Annotated in this window: 17 protein-coding genes; 9 read left to right on the forward strand and 8 right to left on the reverse strand. The window is 63.3% G+C overall.

Features of this window, described 5'->3' with window-relative positions; all coding sequences use genetic code 11:
- Nucleotide 1 precedes the first annotated feature (1 nt).
- Entirely contained in the window at nucleotides 2-1,042 is a 1,041-nt protein-coding gene (locus AB6802_RS25870; protein ID WP_371013034.1) for an endonuclease/exonuclease/phosphatase family protein, read from the reverse strand.
- A gap of 241 nt (nucleotides 1,043-1,283) precedes the next feature.
- Between AB6802_RS25870 and AB6802_RS25875 the strand changes: the two genes are divergently transcribed.
- The 5 genes from AB6802_RS25875 to AB6802_RS25895 all read left to right on the forward strand — a co-directional run bounded on the left by AB6802_RS25875 (nucleotide 1,284) and on the right by AB6802_RS25895 (nucleotide 6,563).
- Nucleotides 1,284-2,636, forward strand: coding sequence for an extracellular solute-binding protein (locus AB6802_RS25875; RefSeq protein WP_371013035.1), 1,353 nt, complete (start codon nucleotides 1,284-1,286; stop codon nucleotides 2,634-2,636).
- A 162-nt stretch (nucleotides 2,637-2,798) separates the two neighbouring features.
- A complete protein-coding gene (locus AB6802_RS25880) occupies nucleotides 2,799-3,683 on the forward strand; it encodes a carbohydrate ABC transporter permease (protein ID WP_371013036.1) in 885 nt (294 codons plus the stop codon).
- Between the two features lie 7 nt (nucleotides 3,684-3,690).
- Nucleotides 3,691-4,605, forward strand: coding sequence for an ABC transporter permease subunit (locus tag AB6802_RS25885; RefSeq protein WP_371013037.1), 915 nt, complete (start codon nucleotides 3,691-3,693; stop codon nucleotides 4,603-4,605).
- 12 nt (nucleotides 4,606-4,617) lie between these two features.
- A complete protein-coding gene (gene ugpC / locus AB6802_RS25890) occupies nucleotides 4,618-5,718 on the forward strand; it encodes a sn-glycerol-3-phosphate ABC transporter ATP-binding protein UgpC (protein ID WP_371013038.1) in 1,101 nt (366 codons plus the stop codon).
- A gap of 47 nt (nucleotides 5,719-5,765) precedes the next feature.
- Nucleotides 5,766-6,563: a phosphodiesterase gene (locus AB6802_RS25895; RefSeq protein ID WP_371013039.1), complete on the forward strand. Its 798-nt coding sequence runs from the start codon at nucleotides 5,766-5,768 to the stop codon at nucleotides 6,561-6,563.
- Nucleotides 6,564-6,566: 3 nt separating this feature from the next.
- Here the strand turns inward: AB6802_RS25895 and AB6802_RS25900 are convergent, their stop codons facing one another.
- From AB6802_RS25900 to AB6802_RS25920, 5 genes are all read right to left on the reverse strand, one after another.
- The gene (locus AB6802_RS25900) at nucleotides 6,567-7,649 is read right to left on the reverse strand and encodes an ABC transporter ATP-binding protein (protein WP_371013040.1); all 1,083 of its coding nucleotides are present in this window, start codon (nucleotides 7,647-7,649) and stop codon (nucleotides 6,567-6,569) included.
- The gene (locus tag AB6802_RS25905) at nucleotides 7,646-9,220 is read right to left on the reverse strand and encodes an ABC transporter permease (protein ID WP_371013041.1); all 1,575 of its coding nucleotides are present in this window, start codon (nucleotides 9,218-9,220) and stop codon (nucleotides 7,646-7,648) included. The genes AB6802_RS25900 and AB6802_RS25905 overlap by 4 nt, the downstream gene beginning before the upstream one ends.
- A 176-nt stretch (nucleotides 9,221-9,396) precedes the next feature.
- Entirely contained in the window at nucleotides 9,397-10,398 is a 1,002-nt protein-coding gene (locus tag AB6802_RS25910; protein WP_371013042.1) for an iron ABC transporter substrate-binding protein, read from the reverse strand.
- 135 nt (nucleotides 10,399-10,533) lie between these two features.
- Entirely contained in the window at nucleotides 10,534-11,760 is a 1,227-nt protein-coding gene (locus AB6802_RS25915; protein ID WP_371013043.1) for a cytochrome P450, read from the reverse strand.
- A gap of 8 nt (nucleotides 11,761-11,768) precedes the next feature.
- Nucleotides 11,769-12,290 carry a hypothetical protein gene (locus AB6802_RS25920; RefSeq protein ID WP_371013044.1) on the reverse strand — a complete coding sequence of 174 codons (522 nt, stop codon included), beginning with the start codon at nucleotides 12,288-12,290 and terminating at the stop codon, nucleotides 11,769-11,771.
- Between the two features lie 215 nt (nucleotides 12,291-12,505).
- Between AB6802_RS25920 and AB6802_RS25925 the strand changes: the two genes are divergently transcribed.
- From AB6802_RS25925 to AB6802_RS25940, 4 genes are all read left to right on the forward strand, one after another.
- On the forward strand, nucleotides 12,506-13,522 hold the full coding sequence (locus tag AB6802_RS25925; RefSeq protein ID WP_371013045.1) for a hypothetical protein: 1,017 nt from the start codon (nucleotides 12,506-12,508) through the stop codon (nucleotides 13,520-13,522).
- A gap of 109 nt (nucleotides 13,523-13,631) precedes the next feature.
- Nucleotides 13,632-14,168 carry a sigma-70 family RNA polymerase sigma factor gene (locus AB6802_RS25930; protein ID WP_371013046.1) on the forward strand — a complete coding sequence of 179 codons (537 nt, stop codon included), beginning with the start codon at nucleotides 13,632-13,634 and terminating at the stop codon, nucleotides 14,166-14,168.
- 1 nt (nucleotide 14,169) lies between these two features.
- The gene (locus tag AB6802_RS25935) at nucleotides 14,170-14,808 is read left to right on the forward strand and encodes an NrsF family protein (protein ID WP_371013047.1); all 639 of its coding nucleotides are present in this window, start codon (nucleotides 14,170-14,172) and stop codon (nucleotides 14,806-14,808) included.
- 132 nt (nucleotides 14,809-14,940) lie between these two features.
- A complete protein-coding gene (locus tag AB6802_RS25940; protein WP_371013048.1) occupies nucleotides 14,941-16,902 on the forward strand; it encodes a PAS domain S-box protein in 1,962 nt (653 codons plus the stop codon).
- 212 nt (nucleotides 16,903-17,114) lie between these two features.
- On the opposite strand, the gene AB6802_RS25945 is transcribed toward AB6802_RS25940, so the two are convergent.
- Together AB6802_RS25945 and AB6802_RS25950 are read right to left on the reverse strand one after the other, a co-directional pair.
- A complete protein-coding gene (locus AB6802_RS25945; RefSeq protein WP_371013049.1) occupies nucleotides 17,115-17,993 on the reverse strand; it encodes a 3-hydroxybutyryl-CoA dehydrogenase in 879 nt (292 codons plus the stop codon).
- Between the two features lie 215 nt (nucleotides 17,994-18,208).
- Complete coding sequence (locus AB6802_RS25950; RefSeq protein ID WP_371013050.1) at nucleotides 18,209-19,138, reverse strand: electron transfer flavoprotein subunit alpha/FixB family protein; 930 nt, start codon at nucleotides 19,136-19,138, stop codon at nucleotides 18,209-18,211.
- Nucleotides 19,139-19,154 lie beyond the last annotated feature (16 nt).

Below are 19,154 nucleotides of genomic sequence, written 5' to 3' on the forward strand. Positions count from 1 at the left end.
GTCACTTCACACGGACGGTGACCACCAGCGCTTCGTGGTCGGCGCTCGGGCTGCCATCCGGCAAGACCGCGGGCAAAGTCGCGGGCGCGCTTGCCGCAAGGCCGCGCGTGAAGAACCAGTCGATGTGCCCTATCGGTGTCGGATCACCCGCCGGGCGCCGCTGCGTCGGCTTGTCGAAAGCGTTGGCGTCGCGCCAGTCGTAACCATGCTCGGCGAAGACCTCGAACAAGGGCTCGTGGCGGTCAGGACGCATCAGCCGGTCCGGTTCGGCGGCGATGCGCGCCTGCCAGGCGGCCGGATCGGCATGACGCTCCAGATAAGTGGCCGTCAGCGTGTTCAGGTCGCCGCCGATCAGAACCGGTGCATCGGCGTCATATCTGTCGATGGCATCGAGCAGATGGCGGGTCTGGTCGGCGCGGCCGGTGGGGGCGGTGCGGTTTTCGAGATGCACCGAAACGACCGTCACCCGGCGATCGCCCATGATCACCTGGCCGCCGATCGCCATGCGGCCGCCGATGCGCGGCTGGCCGTGCTCGGGCAGAAACCAGGCGCCGGCGGCGTCGAAGCGAATGAGGAACGGACGAAGCAGCGGAACGGCGCTGGTCACGGCGTTGCCGTGGAAGCCTTCCGCGTTCTCGGCCTTTGCGTTTGCCGCCTGCTCGGTCTCGTTGCCGGTGCCCAGTTCGAGGAACTCGACGCCGTAGGCGAAGGCATGGCCGAGCTTGTCGGCAAGCCGGCTCAAGAGATGGCTATTGCCGGAGCGCGCCATGCCCTTGTCGACCTCGGACAGCAAAACCACGTCGGGCGCCTGGCCGGCGATCGTCGCAGCGATGGCGTCGACATGGCGCAACCGCTCGACGTTCCAGGCCATGACGGTCAGGCTGTCGCCGATGCTTTGCCGTGATGCCCTGCCGCCGATCTCGATCTCGGCCAGCGCGGGAATAGCGGCCGCATGGCGAAGATGGGTGGCGCTGTCGCGCGGGCCGTCGCGCATTGCGTCGCGTTCGCCAACAGGTACGTGCGTGAGCTTTGAGACCAGCATGTCTTCACAATCCAGTTAGCCGGTTAATCACAGAAGGTCTTTCCATCGCTTCGGGTCGCCCTAGCTTCCTAGAGCGCCGATGTGACGTTTTGATGCCGGCGCGACCGCTGCCGGGGGAGGAGAGACTGGCTGTCCACAGAGCCTTCAGGGTCACAACAGAACTGTCACATACCTTCTCTATGAGAGCGGCAAGGACTTGCGCAAAACCCTTGTCATACTGCCACTCAAGAGGGAAAAACCCATGACCATCATCAAGCGGGGCTTCGCTGCCCTTGCCGCCTGCGCGCTCAGCACCGCGCTTGCGGCGCCTGCTTTTGCAGAGCCGGTTAAGTTCGACTTCTGGTTCGGCCTTTCGGGCGATCTCGCTCGCGTCGTCGACACGCTGTGCAAGAACTTCAACGCATCGCAGTCCGACTACGAGGTCGTGTGCACCAGCCAGGGCAATTACGACGCCACGCTGCAGAACACCATCGCCGCCTTCCGCGCCGGCAAGCAGCCGACCGTCGTCCAGGTCTATGACGTCGGCACCGCCACCATGATGCTGTCGGGCGCTTACAAGCCCGCCGACAAGCTGATGGAAGAGAACGGCTACAAGATCGATTACAGCGACTATTTCCCCGGCATCGCCCGCTACTACGCGACCTCGAAGGGCGAGATGCTCTCGTTCCCGTTCAATTCGTCGACCCCGCTGATGTACTGGAACAAGGACGCCTTCGCCAAGATCGGCAAGACCGAAGCGCCGAAGACCTGGGAAGACGTCGCCGCCGACCTCAAAGCGCTGAAGGACGCCGGCTATGAATGCCCGATGGCCATCAACATCTCGGCCAACGAAAGCTGGCAGCTGATGGAGCAGTTCTCGGCGCTGCACAACCAGCCGGTCGCCACCAAGAACAACGGCTATGACGGCCTCGACGCCCGTCTCGAAGTCAACAAGACCAAGTTCGTCCAGTACGTCACCGATCTCAAGAAGTGGTATGACGCCGGCCTGATCAAGATCAAGTCGAAGGATCTCGGCCAGGATATGGTGCAGGCTTTCGCCACCGGCACCTGCCAGGTCATCCTGACCTCGGTCGGCGACCACGGCACGGTCGCCCGCACCCAGAAGGAAGGCATGAACTGGGATGTCGCCGAACTGCCGGTCTATGCCGGCACCACGCGCATGAACTCGCTGGTCGGCGGTGCTTCGCTGTGGGTCCTCTCGGGCAAGTCGGACGCCGAATACAAGGGCGCGGCCGCTTTCCTCAACTTCATCCACGATCCCAAGACGGCCTTGTTCTGGTCGACCAACACCGGCTATATCCCGGTCACCAAGTCGGGCTTCGATTTCATGAAGGCGCAAGGCTTTTATGACAAGGCGCCCTACAAGGGCCGTGAAGTCGCCATCGCCAGCCTCACCGCATCCGAGCCGAACGACATCACCCGTGGTGTGCGCCTCGGCAACTTCACCCAGATCCGCGCCGAGTTCGGCACCCAGATGCAGGCGATCTTCGCCAACAAGGTCAGCGTCCAGGAAGGCCTCGACGCGCTGGTCAAGAACGGCGACGCGATCCTCGATCGCTTCCAGCAGACCTATCCGGGTAAGACCCTGCCCTGATCCCGGATAGCGGAACGGCCGCCCGCCGAGAATCGACGGGCGGCCATTTCGTAGAGGTTTCGATTTTTACGCATGTCTTTATCCCGAAACCGGTGACCACTTTCGGGAGACATGCTTTAGTCCGCCCCTGAGGGCTGGCGGTTCAACGGCATCGGCGGATCGATGGAAAAACGCGTCACTTTCAGCAAATGGACGATCGGCATCCTGTTCGCGGTGCCGCAGCTGCTGCTGATCTTCACTTTCTTCTACTGGCCAGCCGGGCAAGCGGTGTACTGGTCGTTGACGCTGCAGCAGCCCTGGGGCGGCGGCAACATCTGGGTCGGGCTCGACAATTTCCGCTCCATCCTGGCCAACGCCGATTACTGGAATTCGATCACCGCCAGCCTGATCTTCGCCGGGATCAGCACCGGCCTTGCGATGTTCATCGCGCTTGTGCTCGCCGCCTTGACCGACCGGCAGCTTGCTGGCTCGTGGCTTTATCGCGTGGTGCTGATCTGGCCCTATGGCATCGCCGCGCCGGCGCTGGCGCTGGCATTCCGCTTCATCCTGGCGCCGGAGGCGGGGTTCCTTTCCGTCATCAACCGGATGTGGCCGGGGATCTGGGATCCGGGTCTCGATGGCGCGGATGCCATGGCGTCGATCATCGTCGCCTTCTCGTGGAAATATGTCGGCTACAATTTCATCTTCTTGCTGGCCGCCTTCCAGGCCATACCGCGTTCGCTGATCGAGGCCGCCGCAATGGACGGTTCCGGCGTCATCAGGCGCTTCTGGGACATCCAGTTCCCGCTGATCACGCCGACGATCTTCTTCCTGCTCGTCATCAACATCACCGAAAGCTTCCAGGACTCCTTCGGCATCGTCGACATCATGACCTCGGGCGGTCCGGCCAACGCCACCAATCTGATGGTCTACAAGATCTACTCCGACGGTTTCAAAGGCCTCGACTACTCGGGCGCTGCGGCGCAGAGCATCATCCTGATGCTGTTGATCATCGTGCTCACCATCTTCCAGTTCCGCTTTATCGAGCGGCGCGTGCACTACAGGTGAGATGGCCATGGTAGAGCGCACACCGTTCCTGAATTTATTCACGCATGTGATCTTGTTCGTCGGCTTCGTGTTTTGCATCGCGCCATTCGTCATCGTGGCCATCGCCGCATCGCACAACATCAAGGATGTGAACGACGTACCGATGTCGCTGCTGCCGGGCAGCGACTTCTGGATCAATATCCAGACCGCCTGGACGACGGCCGATCTCGGGCCCAAGCTGCTCAACAGCTTCATCATGGCCTTCGGTGTGGCGGCGGGCAAAGTGATCATCTCGGCGCTGACCGCCTTCTCGATCGTGTATTTCCGCTATCCCGGCCGCACCTTTATCTTCTGGCTGATCTTCGTGACGCTGATGCTGCCGCTGGAAGTGCGCATCGTGCCGACCTACGCGGTCGTCGCAAACGTGCTCGAGCCCTATCAGACGATCATGGATCTGACCGGCCTATCCTGGCTGATCGAGAAGGTTTCGGGCGTGCATGTCGCGCTCAACCTCGGGATGCTCAATTCCTATCCCGGCCTCATCCTGCCGCTGATCGCCACCGCCACCGGCACCTTCCTCTACCGCCAGTTCTTCCTGACCGTGCCGGACGAATTGACGGAGGCCGCGCGCATGGACGGCGCCGGTCCGCTGCGCTTCTTCATCGATGTCCTGTTGCCGCTGTCGCGCAACAATATGGCCGCGCTCGGCACCATCATGTTCCTCTGGGCCTGGAACCAGTATCTGTGGCCGCTGCTCATCACCACCGACCAATCGCATGCGACGGCGGTGACCGAGCTCAAACAGCTGATCCCCAACGTCGGCGGCGCTCCGGAATGGCACATTGCCATGGCCGGCACGCTGATCATCATGCTGCCGCCGATGATCGTCGTGGTGCTGATGCAGCGCTGGTTCGTGCGCGGCCTGATCGCCACCGAGAAATAACAGGAGACAAGAATGGCCTCCATCGCACTACGCGGCGTCAAGAAGAACTATGGCAAGACGCAGGTCGTGCACGGCGTCGACCTCGACTTCGCCTCTGGCGAATTCGTCGTCATCCTGGGGCCGTCGGGCTGCGGCAAGTCCACGCTTTTGCGCATGATCGCCGGGCTGGAGGAGATTTCCGACGGCACGATCGCCATCGACGGCACCGTGGTCAACAAGCTCGAACCGCGCGAGCGCGGCTGCGCCATGGTGTTCCAGAACTACGCGCTCTACCCGCATATGAGCGTGGCCCAGAACATCGGCTATTCGCTCAAGGTCGCAGGCATTCCCGTCGCGGAGCGCACAAAACGGATCCAAGCGGTCGCCCGGACGCTGGAGCTCGAACATCTGCTCGACCGCAAGCCGATGGCGCTTTCGGGCGGTCAGCGCCAGCGCGTCGCCATGGGCCGCGCCATGATCCGCGAGCCGAAAGTGTTCCTGTTCGACGAGCCGCTGTCCAATCTCGACGCCAAGCTGCGCGTGCAGATGCGTTCCGAGATCCGCAAGCTGCACAGGCGGCTCAGCGCCACCTCGGTCTTCGTTACGCACGACCAGGTCGAGGCGATGACGCTGGCCGACCGGCTGGTGGTGATGAATGGCGGCCGCGTCGAGCAGGTCGGCACGCCGGCCGAGGTCTACAGCCGGCCGGCAAGCCGTTTCGTGGCGACCTTCGTCGGCGCGCCGGCCATGAACATGCTTGAGGGAGAGGTCACGCTCGACGGGCTGTCGCTGCTCGGCGGCAGCCGCAAGCTCGGCGTGTCACGCGCCGGCCTGCCGGTCGGCTCGAAGGTCGCCGTCGGCATCCGGCCCGAGGCCGTGCGCCTGGTGGCGCCCAAAACGCCGAGCGCGCTTGAAGCGACGGTCGATCTGGTCGAGGAACTTGGTGCCGGTCGTGTCATCTATGTCGATCTCGACGGGGCGCCGTTTTCGGTGGTGACGTCCGAGACCGTGCATCCCGCGCCGGGCAACACGGTCGGCTTGCAGTTCGCCGAGGGCGATCTGCATTTCTTCTCGTCCGAAACCGGCAGCCGACTTGACGTGTTCAAGGCATCCGTGCCGGAACCGGCACTCTGAGGCAGGCCCTCGTGGCGACGTTGCGAAATTCGATTGAGGTTCATGGCATGAAGATCATCCAGGTCACCGACGTCCATCTCGGTCGCCGGGGCGAGATCCGCTATGGCGCCGATCTGCACGAGCGGCTCGATCGCTGCATCGATCATATCAATGCCCGCCACGCCGACGCGACGCTGTGCGTCTTTACCGGCGATCTGACCGATGCCGGCGACACGCAAGCCTACGCCGATCTGAAAGCGGCGCTCGGCCGCCTTTCCGTGCCCTACCGGCTGCTGCCCGGAAACCACGACCGGCGCGCCAATCTTATCGCTGCCTTTCCGGACAATGGATCGGACGACAAGGGTTTCGTGCAATCGGTGTTCGACACGCCGGAAGGACGTCTCGTCTTCCTCGACAGCCTGGCCGAGGGCCGCGTCCCCGGGGAATTGTGCGACGACCGGCTTGCCTGGCTCGACGCGCGGCTGGGTGAGGCGGCGGGCAAGGCGGCTTATGTCTTCCTGCATCATCCGCCGGTCGAGCTCGGGCTTAGCCTGCTCGATCCGCTTGGCCTCGAACAGCCGCAACGCCTGCTCGATGTGCTCACCCGTCACGGCAATGTCCGCTATATCTTCTTCGGCCATGTCCATCGCGACATCGCCGGCACGGTCGCCGGCATTCCGTTCTCGGTGCAGCGCGGCCTGCATGCCCGCTTCGTGCTCGACCTGGTGGGTGACGAAGTGGTCGAGCAGGCGCCGCCCGCCTATTCGATCATCCTGATCGACGGCCGGAGCGTCGTCATCCACAGCTGCGATTTCCTGGAACAGTGGCCGCTCTGGTCACCGGCGACCGGTCAGCGCGTGCGGTAGCTCTTAAGGAAAAACGTGCGCTTTGCCCGTGACGGTGAGCCGCACGATCTCGCCGATTGCCGGCGCGTCGACGCCGGTCTTGCGCAGGATGAGCGGCGTGTTGCCGATCGCGGCGGCATCCGGCGGGTCCGGGTTGTTGAGCAGGCGCACCGCGATCGTGCAGACCGAGCCGGCGAATTCAGAATCCGTCACTTCGCCGAACAGCATGTCGGGCGTGCCGGACATGCCTTCGCGCGATGTCCGCTTGAGAACGACCTGCTCCGGTCTGAGCATGATGCGGGCAAGGTCGCGACGCTCGCGCGTATCTACCGCGATGCGGCCAAGAGGCGAGACGGCAAAGCCGTCGGCGATCTTGGCTGGCAAGATGATGGCATCGCCGAGGAACTCGGCAACCATCCTGTCCCTGGGCTGGAAATAGAGCTCGCGCGGCGAGCCGACCTGCGAGAACAGCCCGTCGCGCATCACCGCGACCTGGCTGGCGAAGGACAGCGCCTCAGCCTGGTCATGGGTGACCAGGATGGTGGTGATGCCGGCCTCTTCCAGCAATTCCGCAACCGCCTTGCGCATCGAGGCGCGCAGGCCGGTGTCAAGCGCTGAAAACGGTTCGTCGAGCAGCATCAGCCGCGGCTTCATCGCCATGGCGCGGGCGAGCGCGACACGCTGCTGCTGGCCGCCGGAAAGCTCGTGCGGACGGCGCTTCAGGATCGCTTTGTCGAGCCCGACGATATAGGCGAGCTCGACGATATTTTCTGAGCGTTTCGGGGCATTCCGCGCAACGCCGAAACCGATATTGTCGGCGATGCTGAGATGCGGGAACAAGGCGCCGTCCTGCGCCACCACGCCGATGCCGCGACGGTGCGCGGGCACGGCGGCGTGGCCGTTGGCGAGCACCTTGCCGTCGAGCGCGATGCGGCCGCTGTCGGGAGCCTCGAAGCCGGCAATCAGCCTGAGCAAGGTGGTCTTGCCGCAGCCGGACGGGCCGACGATCGCGGTACGGCTGCCGCTCTCGACCGCGAGGTCGACACCGCCGACGGCCGCTACCGGGCCGTAGCGCTTTGCCACGCCGTTGAGTTCGAGCAAGCTCATCGTCCGGCCATCCGTTTCGACTGGACATAAAGCAGCCAGGTCATCGGCAGCGACATCGCCACCATGATCAGCGCGTAAGGGGCGGCCGAGGCGTAGTCGATCTCGCCACTATAGGACCAGAAGGCCATCGCCAGCGTGCGGGTGCCGTTGGGCGCCAGCATCTGGGTGGCGGTGAGTTCGTTGGTGATGCCGAGCGCCACCATCGCCATGCCCGCGGCAGCCCCTGGCGCCGAGAGCCGAATGGTCGTCGACCACAATGCTTTCATCGGCGGACGGCCGAGGCTGGAGGCGGCGCGCTCCAATTCCACGGGCGCCTGCGCGATCGAGGCCCGCAAGCTGACAAGTGCGCGGGGAAGGAACATCAGCGCGTAACCGAACAGGATGGTGAACAGTGTCTGGTAGAGCGGCAGGGCGACGCGCACCGTGATGGTGACCAGCGCCAGCGCGATCACCACGCCGGGCAGCGCGCCGATGATGTAGTTGCAGCTCTCGAGCAGACGCTGCAAGCGCCCCGGCGCGCGGATCGAAATCCACGCCATCGGCATGGCCGCAACGGTCGCCAGCAGTGCGCCGGCAATGGCGAGGAACAGCGTCTGGCCGAGCGCCAGGCTGATCTCGTCCCAGCGCCAGACGTCGGCGCCGCCAGCCACCAGCCAGCGGCTGACGGTGACGAAAGGCACACCAAGCGAAAGCAGCGCGACGACGGCCGGCAACAGCAGGCAAGGCAGCGCGGCGCGGCCAAGCCTTGTCCGCTGCTGCTTTCGCGCCGCGCCCGAGCCGACACGCGCATAGCGCTCCTCGCCGCGCACGATCACCTCGAAGCCGAGCAGCACCAGGCAGCAGACGACCAGCACGGCGGCCAGCATATTGGCCGCAGGCCCGTTGAAGGTCGATTGGAACTGGTCGACGATCGCCGTCGTGAAGGTGTCGAAGCGGATGAAGACGTAGAGGCCGTATTCGGCAAGCAAATGCAGGCCGACCAGCAGCGAGCCGCCGCAGATGGCCAACCTCAGCTGCGGCAGCACGACGCGAGCGAAGACGCGCCACGGGCCAAGGCCAAGTGCCGCCGCCGCATCTTCCAGCGCCGGGTCGAGCCGGCGCAGCGCCGCTGCGATCGGCAGGTAGAGGAACGGGAAATAGGCAATGACCGAGACCAGCACGCCGGCCCAGAGCCCATGCAAGCCGGGCACCAGGCTGATCCAGGCATAGGAGTGCACGAAAGCGGGGATGGCGAGCGGCGCGACGGACAGCCAGGACCAGAGGCGGTTGCCCGGCAGGTCGCTGCGCTCGGTCAGCCAGGCCAGCGCCACCGACAGCACGATGGCGATCGGCACGGTGACGACGACGAGCAGGATCGTGTTGACCAGGAGTTCGCCGACGCGCGCCCGGAAGATCAGCGCCACCACAGTGTCCCAACCGGTCTGGATCGCGACCCAGGCGATGAAGCCGAGCGGCAGCAGCGCAACGAGCGAGACCAGGGCGGCGGCAAGCGTGATCCACGACGCCGGCCGTCGTTTCTTCATCCTGGCAGACGGCACCCTTGAAGGTGTGATGTCGATCGCCGATTGCATCAGGCAGCCCGGTGCCTCGCCACCGCCAAGCGGCGGAAGCGGTCCGATGTGCTGCTGATGCGGCCGGATGCGCGGTCGATCGTCATCGACGAGGCGGTCTCCAAAACAAAAGCGCTCCCGCGGAAAGCGAATTCCCGCGGGAGCACGGTCGTTTGCCCTTTTAGGACGAACAGGGACTAAAGCAAGCCGGCTTGGGTCATCAGATCGATGACCTTCTTGGAATTTAGAGTAGCCGGGTCGACTTTCGGCGCCTGCAGGTCGGCCAGCGGCACCAGCTTGGGGTTGGACTGGGCGTCCTTGCCGATGGCATATTCAAAAGACGTCCCGGTCTTCAGCACCTCCTGGCCGCCTTTGCCGGTCACCCACGTCAGAAAGGCCTGGGCTTCCTTCTGGTGCTTGCTGGACGCCAGCACGCCACCGCCCGAGACCGACACGAAGGCGCCCGGGTCCTGGTTCTTGAAATAGTGCAGCGCGACATTCCGGCTGTTTTCGCCGGTTTTGGCCTGATCGCCGAAATAGTAATAATGGTAGATCACGCCGCCATCGATCTCGCCGGCATTGACGGCCTTCATCACCGTGCCGTTGCCTTTATAAGCGGTGAAATTCTCTTTCATGGCTTTCAGCCAGTCGGCGGTCGCGGCTTCCCCCTTGAGCTGGAGCAGGGCGCTGACGATGGCCTGGAAATCGGCGCCGGAAGGCGAAGCGGCCCAGCGGCCCTTCCAGCTCGGATCGGCAAGGTCGAGCAGCGACTTGGGCAGCTGGTCGTCCTTCAGCTTTTTCGTGTTGTAGGCAAAGACGGTGCTGCGGGCGGCGACACCGACCCATTTGTGGCTCGATGGCTGATACTCCTGCGGCACCTGGGCCAGCGTCTCGGCGTCGACAGGCGCGAACAGGCCCGCGGCCTCGACCAGCGCCATCGCCGGCGAATTCTCGGTCAGGAACACGTCGGCCGGCGAGGCAGCACCCTCGGCAACGATCTGGTTGGAGAAATCGCTGTCGCCGCCGTTGCGCAGTGTCACCTTGATCCCGGTTTCCTTGGTGAAACCTTTCGCCCATTCCTTGGCCAGGCTCTCATGCTGGGCGTTGTAGACGACGATGCCGGCGTCGTCGGCCATTGCAGGGGCGGTCAGGCCGAGCGCCAGCGCGGCGCCGGCGAGCATGGAAAGGGGAAATCTCATAGGTGTCGTCCTCGATCTGGGATTGGGCGAGCCCACCTACCGATACCTGACAAGGTTAGTCAACATTGTTTTCGCAAACGCACAACGTCGTGAGCGGGCAGATAATTCCGCGGGCGTTAGGAAGCAGCGTGGATTTCAAGCGGATGGCTGATCGACCAGTCGGACCATTGGAGCGGTTTGCAGGCCGTGGAAAAGCACCGAGGGCCGCCTTAAAACCCGTGAGATATCCAGACGCCAACCTTTGGCCTGGGTGAACAGGGCCTCCAGCAACACTGCCAGCTCCACCCGGGCAACGTGCTGACCAAGGCAGGCATGAAGTCCGGTGCCGAACGCGAGGGCCGATGAATTGCCGGCGTCCAGATCCAGCCGATCGCCAGCCGGAAAGACTGAAACGTCTCGATTGGCGCTCGCCAGAACGGGCACGACAGCCTGCCCAGCCTTTATCATTGCGCCACCAAACGACAAATCTTCCGCCGCAATGCGCGCTCCGGCATATTGGACCGGCGCGCAGAAGCGAAGCAATTCTTCCGCCGCGGCTGACCAACCGACACTCCCATCTTTGAGCAACGACAGCTGCTCCGGAGAATTTGCCAGCGCAACCAGCGCATTGGCGAACGTGTCCACCACCGTCGCCTGGCCGGCAAAAAGCAGGAACACGATGTTTGCGACGGCATCGTCTTTGCCCCAGCGGCCGGCATCGACCTCTGCCAGCATCTGGGCTGAAATGCCGTTTGGATGGACGGCGCCGCGTTCTATCGTGTGCAATACCCAGGCCTCCAACCGGCGGCAGGCTTCGTTTGCATCCTCGTTGACGCCGCCAGTCCTCATATCCAGGGCATCGGCCATAAGCTTGGCATCATGGCCGATGCGCCAAGGGTCATCTATGCCGATGCCGAGGATCTGCTCCAGACCCGCGAAGGCGAGCGGCAAGCCGATATCGGCGACCGCGTCGAACTGCGGCTTTTGCGCTGCGGATTGCACAAGTTCGGCTGCCCTCGACGCAAGCTGGTCGAACAGTCCCCGGCCGGCGGCAAACGTCATCGAACCAGCCAGTGGGCGGCGCAGGCTCATGTGCCGCGGCGGATCGGACAAAAGCATGGAGTGAGTCAAAAGATCCAAGGCCGGATTGGCGCTGATCTTCTGCCGGATTTCCTGATAGGCGCCCGGTGGCGCTTGCAACAACAACGGGTGTTTCAGGGCCTGCGACACAAGCGCGTGGCTGAATGCGTAAAACGCTTCACCAACTTCCGGGTAAGGAGGTCTGCCCCAAGAGGCGCCCCCCGCATCGCGGCGGCGGGCGAATTCAGGAAACGGATCGCCATCGAGCGCGAACGGATCGAAAAGGTCGGCCTTGCTCGTCATCGCGCCCATCACCGGTCGAGATCAACGGCGAAGATGACGCGAAAGCCACCGGAACTCAGGTCTTCGGGCAGAAACCCGGGCGCCAGATGCAGAAATTCACAGCCTAGAACGCGCCTGTAGAAGCGCAGCAGCGGGTCCTTCGTTATCGACTTGACTGATGGCATCACGCCTGTGCGATGCCAATCGTCGATGGTCTGGCGAAATGCCGGATCCGTTCGGACCTTGTCTGGAAAGTCGTCCTGCGCCCCGGCATAGGACGGGCAACGTCCATCGCCGACCAGCCAACGCGCGCCGACCCGGCGGCCACGGTCGATCAGCTGCGACAAGAGGCGGCGTGCCATGTCGGTGCCGCGAAACTCCGGCCGTATGCCAAGATTATAAACATAGAGCGATCGTGCCGGTTCACTCCTGGCAAGCGAAGAGTAAGCGGCGAAAGTCCGGGGGAACTTTTCCGTCTCGCGAGGGTCCTGGCAGGTTTCCACGAAGCAGATTGCACCCGCAATAGCGTTCTCGACCATGGCCACGATCATTGTATGCCCAAGCGAAAGGCGACGCCGGATCGCCTCTTCGCTGGCGCCAAGCGCCCCAGGTTGCCGTCTCCATGGCAACCATTTCCGGGATCATGTCTTCTGCAAGTTGACGAAATGCTACTGCTATCATCGCAGAGTGGTGCTCGACCTGACCATCAAATGGGTGATTTCCTTATACCCGCCGTTGAGGATACATGAGGGAGGGTGGGTTCTTCATGATCTTCTACATTTGCCATCGCTCACATGCCAACACTCTGGCAAGCCTGCTGCTCTATTTTCGAACCGATCTGCAGGATTTTGTCCGCTTCGTTCCCCATGACGAAAGCGCGCATCTGCTCGGGATATCCCGTGGCTCGGCGATCTGGACGGATTTGGACCGCCTGAGCGATGCCGAGATCGAGGCAAGCGCCAATCTCAGTGAGAGCATGAGACTGAGGCAGCCCGAACTCCTCCAATTCAATCATCCCCGGCAAACCGTCCAGCGTTTCGATCTGCTGCGCATGCTGTTTTCGGATGGTACCAATGATTTCAACGTATACCGGCCGGAAACTCTACCCGAGCGGATGCGGTTCCCTGTTTTTCTACGCGACGAGGCCGGTGCGACGTACAAGACGCCGCGGCTCTTGTCGTCAAGGGCCGAACTCGACCAGGAGCTTTCGAAGCTCGACAAGATGAATTTTGTTCGTCCCATGGTGGTGGAGTTCGGATCGAAAGCGGCGGTCGACGGCAGCTACAGAAAATACGCGGCCTATCGCATCGGCGCGCACAGCTACGCGCAGCACTGCTTCGCCAGCGAGCAGTGGTTCGTTAAAGATCCGGGCAAGGGCATGTCGGGACAACAGCTGGCCGAACACGCCGCCTATGTTCGCGACAATCCGCATGCAGGCGCGTTGATGCCGATCTTCGACAAGGCCAGGATTTCATACGGTCGGATCGATTACACCATTGTCGATGGCTGCATTCAGGTGTTCGAGATCAACACCAATCCGACTGTGCTCAACTATCCGCCGACACCTTTCGATACATATGATTCACAGCCCTACGCGGATATGCATGCGCGGGCATTGGCGCAGCTGCCCCATGCGAAGGACCCCGTGTCAAGTCCGGATATCGACAAGACGCATCTCGAGATCCTGAGCGCCTTGCGGAAAAAATACCGTCGCAAACGCGTGAAGCTGACGGTTCGCAGGGGCTGGAGATGTTTTTGGGGCGCTGCATTCGGCGCCAGGTGAGAACGAGGCCCGCAAACTTTCGTGATTTGCCGTGGTTTTGGCTTGGACATTATTTCGCCGGCCACGTAACAAACCAAGGCCGAGACGCGAACTTCGGGGGTAAACTCTTGTGACCGGCAAGGACGAGGCCGAGCTGTCCGGGCTACTAAGGGCCGCGATCGCGGGAGACGAAAGGGCTTACGCCGACTTTCTGCACCGGATCGCCGCGCTGGTGCGCGGTTTTGTCCGGCGCAAGATCGTTCAGGGCGGGGTCGATCCCGAGGATGTCGTGCAGGAAACCTTGCTGGCCATTCATGTCAAACGTCACACCTGGCGCCAGGACGCGCCGGTGTTGCCGTGGATCTATGCGATCGCTCGTTTCAAGCTGATCGATGCCTTTCGTCGGCGCGGACGGCGCATCGAGATCGAGATCGACGACATCGCCGAAACCTTTGCCGAGCCGGAAACCGAGACCGTCAGCGAGCGCGACATCAACCGGGCGCTCGACGGCCTGCCGCCGGCGCAGCGTTCCGTCGTTTCCTCGATTTCGGTCGACGGCCATTCGATCGGCGAGACGGCTAGCAAGCTCGGCATCACCGAGACGGCGGTGCGGGTGTCGCTGCATCGCGGCCTGGCCGCGATCGCCAAACGGTTCGGACGGCAATGACATGAGAACCGAAGATCTCATCAAAGCGCTCGACGCCGACGCCCGCGACAAGGCGATGCCGCTCGGCAAGGCCTGGTGGCTTGCCGCCGGCGTGGCGGTGGCGATCGCCGCAGTGGTTTTCTTTGCGACCATCGGACCGCGCCCCGACATCATGCCGGCCATGCACACGATGCGCTTCATGTCGAAATTCGTCTTCACACTGGTGCTCGCCGCCAGCGCCTTCGCGCTCATCCGCGTTCTGTCGATGCCGGGCGCCGCGACGAGGCGGGCGATGGCCTGGATGATCGCGGCGCCCGTGCTGGTCATGCTGGCGGTGGCGCTGGAACTCTTTGTGGTGCCGCAAACCGAGTGGAGCCGTCGAATGATCGGCTCCAACATGATGGTCTGCATGAGCTTCATTCCGCTGATCGGCATCGGTCCGCTGGCGATCTTCCTCGGCATGCTGCGCTATGGCGCGCCGACCCGGCCGGTGCTTGCGGGAGCGGCCGCCGGTCTGCTCGCCGGAGGGCTTGCGGCAACATTCTACGCCGCGCATTGCTTCGACGATTCGCCGCTGTTCGTCGCCACCTGGTATACGATCGCCATCGCCTTCCTGGCTCTGCTCGGCGCCATCGGTGGGCGACTTTTCATCCGCTGGTAGCAGTCCCTTAATCATGCCGGCAATTGTTTGCCGGTTACCGGAGTGGCCGCTACCGTCCACGCAACCATTCCTTAAAATCGATCCGCCAGGGTTGTGGCAACGTGCAGTTGCGTGTTGGGGTGGGATCGCATTGTGACGGGGTTGAACTGGAAAAGGCTTCGTGTCGACAGGCACGCCGCGCAGGGATTGCTGGCCGTCGGTGTCCTTGCCGTTGCCCTGTCGATCCTGCTGCCTCGCCTGGAGTTTGGCGCGGACGCGCTGAAGCCTGCCCTGCAGATTTCCGTCGCCATCACGGCCGCCATGCTGTTCCTCTCGGCGCTCTTCATTCATCGCTTGGTCGACGACCGCAGGCAGATCGCGGAGAGCGAGCAGCGCTTCCGCCGCGCCATGGAGGACTCGGCGATCGGCGTTGCCATCGTCGGCCTTGATGGGCGCATCCTGCAGGCCAATCCGGCCTTTGCCGCCATGCTGGGCTACAGCCGCGCGGAGATCGAGGCGCTGACCTTCTTCCAGATCACCCATCCCGAGGATCTGCAGATCGGGCGCGAGACCATGATCAGTCTGAAGGAAGGCAAGATCGATTCCTTCCACTTCGAAAAGCGCTATCTCAAGAAAGACGGAACCCCCGTCTGGTCGCAACTCGCCGGCTCGGTCATTCGCGACGAAGAGACCGGCAAGCCGCTCTATCTCGTGTCGCAAATCGAGGACATCGATGCCCGCAAGCAGGCCGAGGCACGCATCGCCGAGGCCGAAACACGCTGGAATTTCGCGCTCACCAGCGCCGGACAAGGCGTTTGGAGCCTAGACATTCACAAGGGCGGCACGACCTATTCCGAGACCTGGGTGAATATGCTGGGCTATGCGGATGGCGAGCTCGACGGCGACCCGGACCGTTGGCTGACCATGATCCATCCGGACGACCGCGAACGCGTCGCCGAAGCGGACCGGGCGCATCTTGCCGATGAGACGCCTTTCTTCGAAGCCGAATTCCGCATGCAGCACAAGGACGGCCACTGGGTCTGGATCCTCGATCGCGGCAAGGCGATCGAGCGTGACGCCGAAGGGCGGCTGGTCAGGGCCATCGGCAGCTTGACCGACATCACCCAGCGCAAGGAGGCCGAGGCGCGCCTCATGGTTTCGGCGGCGATGCTGGCCGACGAAAAGGAGCGGCTCAGGGTGACGCTGCAGTCGATCGGCGATGCGGTCATCTGCACCGATGCCGCCAACCGCGTCACCTTCATGAACCCGGTCGCCGAAAAGCTTACCGGCATTACCGCCGGCGAGGCGCTGGGCAAGGTGCTCGGCCATGTCTACTGGGCGGTCGATGAGGAAACCGGCCAGCGGATCGGTCTGACACGACCTTTGGCCGGCGACCGCAGTCACAGCGACCAGAACACCCGCGCCGTTCTTGTCCGCCGCGACGACACGCGCTGCAGCATCCGCCAGGTGGTGTCGCCGATCATGAACGACCGCAGCGAATTCTGCGGCCTGGTCATCGTCTTCCAGGACTTCACCGATGCGCGCGCGCTGCAGCGCCAGCTGGCCTATGCCGCCGCCCACGACGCGCTGACCGGGCTTGCCAACCGCTCGAGCTTCATCCGCACCATGGAAGACCTGGTCGATCAGTGCCGGCTCAGTGGCGGCGAGCATCAGTTCATGTTCGTCGATCTCGATCACTTCAAGGCGGTCAACGATACCGGTGGCCACGCCGCGGGCGATGCGCTGCTGAAGCGGGTGGCCGATGCCATCCGCGACGTGCTGGGTCCTGAGGATATCGTGGCGCGGCTCGGCGGCGACGAATTCGCCGTCATCCTGAAGGCGGGCGCGCTTGCCCGCGCGCCGATCGCGGCGCGCTCGATCATCGATGCCATCCGCAACCTGAATTTCAATTGGGACGGCCGCCCGCATTCGATCGGCGCCAGCATCGGGCTTGCGCCGATCCGGGCCGGCTGCGGCGAGGTGGACGAGATCATCGCCCGCGCCGATGCCGCCTGCTATGCCGCCAAGGCGGCCGGGCGAGGCTGCGTTTCGGCGGCACCGGAAGACGATATCAGTGACGAGACAGCGCCGACGCCGCTTGCGGCGGCGTCCTGAGGCAGAGCGATTCCAGGAAAAGTGTGTCGCGGGTTCCGTCCGGAATTGCGTAAAAACAAAGAGTTAGAGCGGTTCTGCGATACCTTAAAACGCTGAACCGCCCTAGAGCGTTTCACCGTTTCATGGAAACGGCGAAGCGCTCTAACTCTTTATTTTGACACAATTCCGGACGGAAAACCGCTCACACTTTTCCTGGAATTGCTCTGCCAGGTTCAGCGCGTCGGCACCGGATGTTCGCCGCGATAGTCGTAGAAGCCGCGGCCGGTCTTGCGGCCGAGCCAGCCGGCCTCGACATATTTCACCAGCAGCGGGCATGGACGGTATTTCGAATCCGACAGGCCCTCATGCAGCACCTGCATGATCGACAGACAGGTGTCGAGGCCGATGAAGTCGGCGAGCTGCAGCGGTCCCATCGGATGGTTGGCGCCGAGCCGCATGGCGGTGTCGATGGCATCGACCGAGCCGACGCCTTCGTAAAGCGTGTAGATCGCCTCGTTGATCATCGGCAAAAGGATGCGGTTGACGATGAAAGCCGGGAAATCCTCGGACACGGTGATCGTCTTGTCGAGGTGCTTCACATAGGACTTGGCCGCCTCGAAGGTCTGGTCCTCGGTGGCGATGCCACGCACCAGCTCGACCAGCTTCATCACCGGCACCGGGTTCATGAAATGAATGCCGATGAAGCGTTCGGGACGGTCGGTCTGCGCGGCGAGCCGGGTGATCGAGATCGATGAGGTGTTGGTCGCCAGGATCGCTTCCGGATTGAGCTGCGGGCAGAGCTGGGCGTAGATCTTGCGCTTGACCGTCTCGTCCTCGGTCGCGGCCTCGATCACCAGATCGGCGGCGGCGAGGTCGGCCATGGTCGGGGCGGCCGAGATGCGCGCCATCGCGTCATTGCGCGCCTTCTCCTCAAGCTTACCGGAGCCAACCTGGCGAGCCATGTTGCCGCTGATGGTGGCAATGCCCTTCTCGATGCGGTCGGGTGACAGATCGTGGATCAGCACCTTGTAGCCACCCAACGCCGAGACATGGGCGATGCCGCCGCCCATCTGACCCGCGCCGACAATACCGATCGTCTCGATCTTGCTCATTACCCCGATCCCGTCCGGAGCATCTCCGCCTCTGGGAGGCGCGAAAACGCTCTCATCTGCTTGTTTAACGCAATTCCCAACGGAAAACCGCGACGCACTTTTCCTGGAACTGCTTTGAGCCTTGGTGGCCCGCATTTTGTGCAGTGCAAACTAAAAGGGCGGGGCGACTTCGTCTACCCCACCCTTCACAATTTAGTACGTCCAGGTAGAACGCGTCAAAGCGCCTTTTGCAGCTCCGGCAGGATGACAAAGAGATCGCCAACCAGGCCGTAATCGGCAACCTGGAAGATCGGCGCTTCCTCGTCCTTGTTGATGGCCACGATGACCTTGGAGTCCTTCATGCCGGCGAGGTGCTGGATGGCGCCGGAGATGCCGACGGCGATGTAGAGGTCGGGCGCGACCACCTTGCCGGTCTGGCCGACCTGCCAGTCGTTCGGCGCGTAGCCGGCATCGACGGCGGCTCGGCTTGCGCCGACGGCGGCGCCGAGCTTGTCGGCAACCGGCAGGATGACCTCCTGGAACTTCTCCGAGGAGCCGAGCGCGCGGCCGCCGGAGATGATGATCTTGGCCGAGGTCAGCTCCGGACGGTCGTTCTCCGAGAGCTTGTTCTCGACGAAAGAGGAGAGGCCCGGATTGGCGGCTGCGCCGACCGTCTCGACCGAGGCTGAACCGCCTTCGGGCGCCGCCGTGAAGGAGGCGGTGCGCACGGTGATGACCTTCTTGGCGTCGGTCGACTGCACGGTCTGGATGGCGTTGCCGGCATAGATCGGGCGCTTGAAGGTGTCGGGCGAGACCACTTCGATGATTTCCGACACCTGCGCGACGTCGAGCAGGGCCGCGACGCGGGGGGCGACATTCTTGCCGGACGAGGTGGCCGGGGCGATGATGGTGTCGTAAGCGCCTGCCAGCGACACAACGAGGGCCGCCGTCGGCTCGGCGAGGCGCTCGGCAAGCTCGTCGGCTTCGGCCAGCAGCACCTTGCGCACGCCCTTCAGCTTGGCGGCGGCGTCGGCGGCGCCCTTGGCGCCCTTGCCGGCGACGAGCACGTCGACATCGGAGCCGATCTGCAGCGCGGTCGTCAGCGTCTTGGCGGTCTGGTCGGAAAGGCTTGCGTTGTCGTGTTCGGCGATGAGGAGAATAGCCATTTTATCTGTTCCTTCC

Origin of the sequence: Mesorhizobium sp. RCC_202, from assembly GCF_041355295.1 — a bacterium.
Classification (GTDB): domain Bacteria; phylum Pseudomonadota; class Alphaproteobacteria; order Rhizobiales; family Rhizobiaceae; genus Mesorhizobium.

Bases quoted from the DNA above. Each gene is read 5' to 3' on its own strand.
- AB6802_RS25950 (WP_371013050.1), bottom strand. From the start codon at position 19,138: ATGGCTATTCTCCTCATCGCCGAACACGACAACGCAAGCCTTTCCGAC.
- ugpC (WP_371013038.1), top strand. From the start codon at position 4,618: ATGGCCTCCATCGCACTACGCGGCGTCAAGAAGAACTATGGCAAGACG.
- AB6802_RS25895 (WP_371013039.1), top strand. From the start codon at position 5,766: ATGAAGATCATCCAGGTCACCGACGTCCATCTCGGTCGCCGGGGCGAG.
- AB6802_RS25945 (WP_371013049.1), bottom strand. From the start codon at position 17,993: ATGAGCAAGATCGAGACGATCGGTATTGTCGGCGCGGGTCAGATGGGC.
- AB6802_RS25935 (WP_371013047.1), top strand. From the start codon at position 14,170: ATGAGAACCGAAGATCTCATCAAAGCGCTCGACGCCGACGCCCGCGAC.
- AB6802_RS25925 (WP_371013045.1), top strand. From the start codon at position 12,506: ATGATCTTCTACATTTGCCATCGCTCACATGCCAACACTCTGGCAAGC.
- AB6802_RS25905 (WP_371013041.1), bottom strand. From the start codon at position 9,220: ATGCAATCGGCGATCGACATCACACCTTCAAGGGTGCCGTCTGCCAGG.
- AB6802_RS25885 (WP_371013037.1), top strand. From the start codon at position 3,691: ATGGTAGAGCGCACACCGTTCCTGAATTTATTCACGCATGTGATCTTG.
- AB6802_RS25900 (WP_371013040.1), bottom strand. From the start codon at position 7,649: ATGAGCTTGCTCGAACTCAACGGCGTGGCAAAGCGCTACGGCCCGGTA.
- AB6802_RS25920 (WP_371013044.1), bottom strand. From the start codon at position 12,290: ATGATCGTGGCCATGGTCGAGAACGCTATTGCGGGTGCAATCTGCTTC.
- AB6802_RS25870 (WP_371013034.1), bottom strand. From the start codon at position 1,042: ATGCTGGTCTCAAAGCTCACGCACGTACCTGTTGGCGAACGCGACGCA.
- AB6802_RS25880 (WP_371013036.1), top strand. From the start codon at position 2,799: ATGGAAAAACGCGTCACTTTCAGCAAATGGACGATCGGCATCCTGTTC.
- AB6802_RS25875 (WP_371013035.1), top strand. From the start codon at position 1,284: ATGACCATCATCAAGCGGGGCTTCGCTGCCCTTGCCGCCTGCGCGCTC.
- AB6802_RS25910 (WP_371013042.1), bottom strand. From the start codon at position 10,398: ATGAGATTTCCCCTTTCCATGCTCGCCGGCGCCGCGCTGGCGCTCGGC.
- AB6802_RS25915 (WP_371013043.1), bottom strand. From the start codon at position 11,760: ATGACGAGCAAGGCCGACCTTTTCGATCCGTTCGCGCTCGATGGCGAT.